General features: G+C 44.3%; 4 protein-coding genes. 3 read left to right on the top strand and 1 reads right to left on the bottom strand.

Going from position 1 to position 6751, the window contains the following annotated elements:
* Positions 1–170: 170 nt before the first annotated feature.
* Positions 171–824: a histidine phosphatase family protein gene (locus KTE19_RS12445; protein WP_217163225.1), complete on the bottom strand. Its 654-nt coding sequence runs from the start codon at positions 822–824 to the stop codon at positions 171–173.
* Positions 825–1635: 811 nt separating this feature from the next.
* Here KTE19_RS12445 and helD point away from each other — a divergent pair.
* The 3 genes from helD (at position 1636) to guaA (ending at position 6614) form a co-directional block, all read left to right on the top strand.
* Positions 1636–3930, top strand: coding sequence for an RNA polymerase recycling motor HelD (gene helD, locus KTE19_RS12450; RefSeq protein ID WP_217342407.1), 2295 nt, complete (start codon positions 1636–1638; stop codon positions 3928–3930).
* A gap of 117 nt (positions 3931–4047) precedes the next feature.
* On the top strand, positions 4048–4977 hold the full coding sequence (coaA, locus tag KTE19_RS12455; RefSeq protein WP_217163221.1) for a type I pantothenate kinase: 930 nt from the start codon (positions 4048–4050) through the stop codon (positions 4975–4977).
* Positions 4978–5060: 83 nt separating this feature from the next.
* On the top strand, positions 5061–6614 hold the full coding sequence (gene guaA, locus KTE19_RS12460) for a glutamine-hydrolyzing GMP synthase (RefSeq protein WP_217342408.1): 1554 nt from the start codon (positions 5061–5063) through the stop codon (positions 6612–6614).
* The last annotated feature ends 137 nt before the right edge of the window (positions 6615–6751 follow it).

Genomic DNA, 6751 nt, shown 5'->3' on the forward strand with positions numbered 1-6751 from the left:
CTTATTTACCATGGGCTAAAGCAGTACAGCAAAGCTGTGCAGCTTAACTGTAAAAACTTAAAAAGGCATTCGATTGTGTTACCTGAAGAATAACATGCTCGAATGCCTTTTTGAATACGTCCAGTTATTTAGTGCTTACCGTTTATCGATATGAGAGTGATGGTTAAAGATTACAACTCGTCACTGACATTGTTATAATATTCAATCGAGAATTTTCCGTCATCGTAGTCTAACTTTGTGACACTCCCATTCTTCGTTGAAACGTTAACGGGGATGTCACTCCACTTGCTGACGACGTTGCGAATTAACGTCCCATGGGTTGCCATCAAGATTTTGTCGCCGTCGTTGGCTTGGGCAATGACTTTGTCAATTCCCGGCTGTAGCCTTGCCCAAAAGGCAGAGCTACTTTCGGCGTCACCATACGGATCGGCCTTTGAGAACATGTCTTCGGCTTTATCGATCCCATATTCGCCAATCAAACCGTGGAATGAGTTGACTCCGATTGGACCACCAATCGTATGCCACGTTTTGACATCGTCCTCTCCTTCGTAATAGCCAAAATTGAGTTCGCGGAATGCAGCATCGGGAACGACTGATTTCACGGAGCCAGAATTGGCTTTCAAAATAAGATTCCCAGTTTTGATGGCCCTGGATGTATCACTGGAATAAGCGGCAGAAAAAGGGATGCCGCTTAATCGCTTACCAGCGTCGACTGCATCGGCAACCCCTTTATCAGTTAACGGGGAGTCGGACCAACCCTGGATGCGATGGTACTTGTTCAAGTAAGTTTGACCGTGGCGAACAAAATAAAGTGAGATTGTCATGTAAATCCTCCTAAAAATAAGTGAGCGGATCCAGGCGGTTAGCGACCGGAGCGTAAGTCGCCGCAAGCGGAAATTCCGGGTTTTGGAATTTTTGCTTGTGGTGCTTACGTGCAGGTTGCTGCCTGGAGGAGCTGTCCTAATAAGTGAGCGAAGTAAAGCGGTTAGAAACTGGAGCCTAAGTCTCCTACTGCAGAAATCCCCGATTCTGGGATTTTTGCAGTAGGTGCTTAGGTGGAAGTCTCTGCTTTACGCAGCTGTCCTAATGAGTGAGCGGATCCAAGCGGGTTAGAGATCGGAGTGTAAGTTTCCTCGCACAGAAATTCCGGTTTTGGGAATTTTTGTGCGAGGTGCTTACATGCAGATCTCTGCTTGGAGGAGCTGTCCTAAGAAAAGTGAGCGGATCCAAGCGGTTAGCAACCGGAGCGTAAGTCGCCGCAAGCGGAAATTCCGGGTTTTGGAATTTTTGCTTGTGGTGCTTACGTGCAGGTTGCAGCCTGGAGGAGCTGTCCTAAGAAAAGTGAGCGGATCCAGGCGGTTAGCAACCGGAGCGTAAGTCTCCGCAAGCAGAAATTCCCGGTTTTGGAATTTTTGCTTGTGGTACTTACGTGCAGGTTGCAGCCTGGAGGAGCTGTCCTAAGTATATAATTCTTAAAAACATCTTAATTATACCATGCACAAATACTAAATTTAAAGGTATACCAATCAAAAAATGTAAAACAATCCCACTGCTTCCAAAACAATTTTCAGCCACTTCTTTGAATTGAGAGCGGTTTTATGCTAAACTATTAAGTCAAGTTGTAGGGGGTAAATAATGGCTGATAATATCAAAGCACAAGAGCAGCACCATCTAGGTGGCGTAATTAAAAAGATTAAGATTGCCGAAACGAGTCTTCAAAAGAAGATCAAAGCAACCAAAAAAGATGTGAAAGACATCAACGCCAATTTCAATAATGATGTCCGCTTAAAAACTGAAACTTACAGTGGCATGATGGAAACCGCCATGTCAATTCGCCAGCAGCAGCAGATGCTTTCTGAACGGGAGAATCGTCAGGAACATGCTGCCCGGGAACTGGGAACACTGACTAAGCTAGAAGTGAACCCTTATTTCGCCCGGATTGATTTTCGTGAAGGCGATGAAAAACGCGATGAAACCATTTATATCGGGATGGCGTCCTTCACAGACAAGCCCGATCATTACCTGGTCTACGACTGGCGAGCCCCGATCTCCAGCATTTACTATAATGGTGGGATTGGTGACGTGACCTACATGACCCCTGATGGTGAACAGACGGTGGACGTCAAACTCAAACGTCAATTCCAAATTGAAAATGCCAAGATCAAGACTGTGTTTGATACCGAAGAAGTTGTTGGGGATCAGATGCTGTTGGATGCGTTGAGTAACCGTTCCGATACGAAGATGAAGAGTATCGTAACGACAATTCAAAAGGAACAGAACCAGATTATTCGAGATACCGACTCGGAACTGTTATTTGTCCAAGGGGCTGCCGGTTCGGGAAAGACAGCTGCCGTCTTACAACGGGTTGCTTTTCTGCTTTACCAATATCGGGGCAACTTGCATTCTGGTCAAATCATCCTCTTTTCGCCTAACCAATTATTCAATGATTATATTAACCAAGTATTACCAGAGCTTGGTGAACAAAACATGGTCCAAATGACCTTCTATCAGTACAGTTCCCACCGATTGCCGAGTGTTCAGGTTGAAACGTTGGCTCAACGGTTTGACGAACAATTTGAGCCCCATGCCCAAAAAATCAACGATATTAAAGGCAGCCTGGATTACTTTAAAGCCGTTAGCGCCTATGCCAATCATTTGAACACTGAGGACATGCGGTTTAGAAACTTGATGTTCAACGGGACAGTCCTGATTCCAAAAGAAAAAGTTGAAGAGATTTACTATAGCTTCAATGAAAATTACAATCTCCGGAATCGGTTGGACGCTACTAAAGAGCAATTGCTGAAGATTTTGAATCGTAAAATCCACGTGGAAATGCGGAAAAAGTGGGTTGAAGACGCCGTTCAAAACCTGTCACGGGAAGATATTCAACAGATGCACAAAGAGGGCGAAGAGGAAATCTTGAACTCGGATAAGGAATTCAAGTTTCTTGCTCGTCAGATTGTTGTCAAGTCGTTCCGAAAGGTTCAGCGCCAAATTGTGCGGAATCATTTCTTAAGCATCAACAACCAATTCGTGCATATGTTGCGGAATATTCCTAAAATTGTCAAGCTGACTGACTTTGACATCAGTCTGGAAGATTGGCAGGCAGACATCAAGGCGACGGTTGGCCGACTCAAGGAAGGCCGATTGTCACTGGCTGACGCCTCCGCATACATTTACCTGTATGATCTGATGACTGGCAAACGGGGCGACCGGGACATTCGTTATCTGTTTATTGATGAAGTCCAGGATTACTCCGCCTTCCAGCTGGCTTTTCTTAAGTTTAGTTTCCCACGGGCGAAATTCACTCTGCTTGGGGATTTGAACCAAGCCATCTTTACCCATGAAAATAGCCGCAAGCTTCTGGGTGAACTTGGGAGCATGTTCCCTGAAGATAAGACCCGGGTGGTTCAATTGACTAAGTCGTACCGGTCAACTGCCCAGATCACCAACTTTACCAAGCATTTGCTGACAAATGGCGAGGACATCATTCCCTTTACCCGGGAAGGCGACTTGCCACACGTTTACGTTGAAGATGGCTTTGATGCTGCCGTTGAGGTGGTTAAGAAGCAGTCAGAGGTTGATTTGGCTGAACACGAAACGACCGCAATTATTGGTAAGACATTAAAGGAATGCCAACAACTCACCGATAAACTGGCAGAATTGGGGGTCAAAGCGACCTTGATTCGCACTGAAAATCAGCGGTTGGTCAAAGGCGTCATCGTGGTGCCTTCCTACCTTGCCAAGGGGTTGGAATTTGATAGCGTCATTATGTGGGATGCGTCAAAGGAATGTTATGGTGAAGAGCGTGACCGGCAGTTGGTTTATACCATCTGTACACGGGCAATGCATCGATTGACAATTGTTGCCAACCAAAATCTATCGCCGTTATTTGAGACGGTCCCCAAAGCCGAATACCAATTGAACTAATGCAGTAAAGTCGATCTTGAACGTTGGAGATCGACTTTTTATGTAAAATCAGATTGTTTTGGTATTCTTGATGGTATAATTATTTGAATACAAAAGTTTTGGAGATAAATTGAACTCATGGATGATTTAATCAACTACTATTCGTTTACTAAGGCAGAATGGAAGCACTTTTATAACCAAAGCGAAGCCAACTTGCCGTTGACACCAAGCGAATTGAAGCATATCAAGGCCTTTAATGATCAGATTTCGATTGAAGATGTGTCTGATATTTATAAGCCGCTGGTGCATATGATCCGATTACAGAAGAATAATTTTGATGAGTGGCAGACAACCAAGGCGCGTTTCTTGCGAAAACAAGTTCGAACGGTGCCCTTTATCATTGGTATTTCCGGAAGTGTAGCGGTTGGTAAATCGACGACTGCGCGAGTGCTTGAGGAATTGCTGACTAATTACTTCACTGGTGAACACATCCAGTTGATTACCACCGATGGGTTCTTGTATTCCAACGCTGAGTTAAAGCAACGGGGGATTTACGACAAGAAGGGCTTCCCAGAAAGTTATGATATGCGCAAATTGATTGCGTTTCTAAACGAGGTTAAATCAGGCGTGGCGGTTACCAAATCACCGGTCTATTCCCACCAGAGTTACGATATTATTCCCAACCGGTATGATATTGTCGACCGACCAGATGTCTTAATCATTGAAGGAATCAATACGCTGCAGTTACCAAGTAACGAGCAGATTTATATTAGCGACTTCACCGATTTCTCGATTTATATGGATGCAGACGTCGAACTGATCGAAAAGTGGTATTTGGAGCGGTTTGGCCGCCTGATGGACACCGCTTTTCAGGATCCTGACAACTATTATTATGATTATGCAATGGGCGATAGAGACGATGCGTTTGCGATGGCACGCAATGTGTGGGATACTGTTGACTTACCGAACCTGAAGACAAATATTCTGCCAACTCGGTCCCGAGCTGATATGATTATGCATAAGACGGATCATCATTTAATTGATCGTTTATACTTGCGAAAGTATTGAATGTTTGGATTTTGAAAATAATGTTGACCAACCATAGTTAAATCGTTTATTATTTAAGTAGAAACTTTGAAAGGGTGTATGATTTGGCAAACGTTGACTTATCAAGCTTTGATAAGATTTTAGTGCTGGATTTTGGTAGTCAGTACAACCAACTGATTACAAGACGGATTCGCGATTTAGGCGTATATTCCGAACTGAAATCCCATGCATTGTCCGCAAATGAGATCAAAGCCATGAACCCCAAGGGAATTATTTTCTCTGGCGGTCCAAATAGTGTTTATGAAGATGGCGCGCTTAAGGTTGATCCAGACATCTTTAAGTTAGGAATTCCAGTCTTGGGAATCTGTTATGGGATGCAAATCATGGCCTATACCTTGGATGGTGAAGTTGAGAAGGCGGATGACTCGGAATACGGGCACGCTGACATTCAAATCACCTCAGATGATGCTGTACTATTCAAAGGAACTCCCCGCGAACAACCAGTTTGGATGAGTCATGGCGATTTGGTCAATAAGGTCCCAACCGGATTTACAACAGTTGCCACCAGCCAGAACTGTCCAATTTCTGCAATGCAGGATGTCGATCGTAATTTCTACGGGATCCAGTTCCATGCTGAAGTACGCAACACCAAGTATGGAAATGATATCTTGAAGAATTTTGCGTTCAACGTTTGCCATGCGGAAGCCAACTGGTCAATGGACGACTTTATTGACCTCCAGATTGAACATATTCGAAAAGAAGTCGGCAATAAGAAGGTTCTCCTTGGCCTTTCCGGCGGCGTTGATTCGAGTGTTGTTGGCGTTCTCTTACACAAAGCAATTGGCAAGCAATTGACCAGTATTTTTGTGGATCATGGTTTATTGCGTAAGAATGAAGCCGACGAAGTGATGGATAGCTTAGTTGGCAAGTTTGGGCTGAACATTATTAAGGTGGATGCCCAAGATCGGTTCTTATCCAAGTTGAAAGGCGTTTCCGATCCTGAGAAGAAGCGGAAGATTATTGGTAACGAGTTCATTCAAGTCTTTAACGATGAAGCCAAAAAGCTCGATGGAATTGACTTCTTAGCCCAAGGTACTTTATACACTGACGTGGTTGAAAGTGGAACGGATACTGCCCAGACAATCAAGTCACATCATAATGTGGGTGGGCTGCCAAAAGACATGAAGTTTAAGCTGATTGAGCCGTTGAATACTTTATTCAAGGATGAGGCTCGTGAAATTGGTGAAAAATTGGGGATGCCAGATAATCTTGTTTGGCGGCAACCATTCCCAGGTCCTGGCTTAGGAATTCGAGTTCTCGGTGAAGTAACCCCTGAAAAGTTGCGGATTGTCCGTGACAGTGACTGGGTGCTTCGTGACGAAATTGCCAAGGCCGGCTTAGACCGTGACATTTGGCAATACTTCACCGTCCTACCAGGCTTTAGAAGTGTTGGTGTGATGGGTGATGGCCGAACTTACGACTACACTATTGCTATTCGGGGTGTCAATTCCGTTGATGGGATGACCGCTGATTTTGCCCGGATTCCATGGGATGTTTTGCAAAACATCTCGACTAGAATCGTAAACGAAGTTGATGGGATTAACCGCGTTGTGTATGACATTACGAGCAAGCCACCGGCAACGATTGAGTGGGAGTAATGACTGGACAATGTGTCGATTCTAAAATAATTGAATAATCATGTTCCCACTAAAACCGGCTCTTCGTCAACTGTTGTTGGTGAAACTAAATTCGAGTTCTAATCACTTTGTGATTAGGGCTCTTTTTGTTTTGACCT

This window comes from Lentilactobacillus dabitei (genome assembly GCF_019061365.1).
GTDB classification, from domain to species: Bacteria; Bacillota; Bacilli; order Lactobacillales; family Lactobacillaceae; genus Lentilactobacillus; species Lentilactobacillus dabitei.

Coding starts and splice junctions, on each gene's coding strand:
- helD (WP_217342407.1), top strand. CDS start 1,636: ATGGCTGATAATATCAAAGCACAAGAGCAGCACCATCTAGGTGGCGTA.
- KTE19_RS12445 (WP_217163225.1), bottom strand. CDS start 824: ATGACAATCTCACTTTATTTTGTTCGCCACGGTCAAACTTACTTGAAC.
- coaA (WP_217163221.1), top strand. CDS start 4,048: ATGGATGATTTAATCAACTACTATTCGTTTACTAAGGCAGAATGGAAG.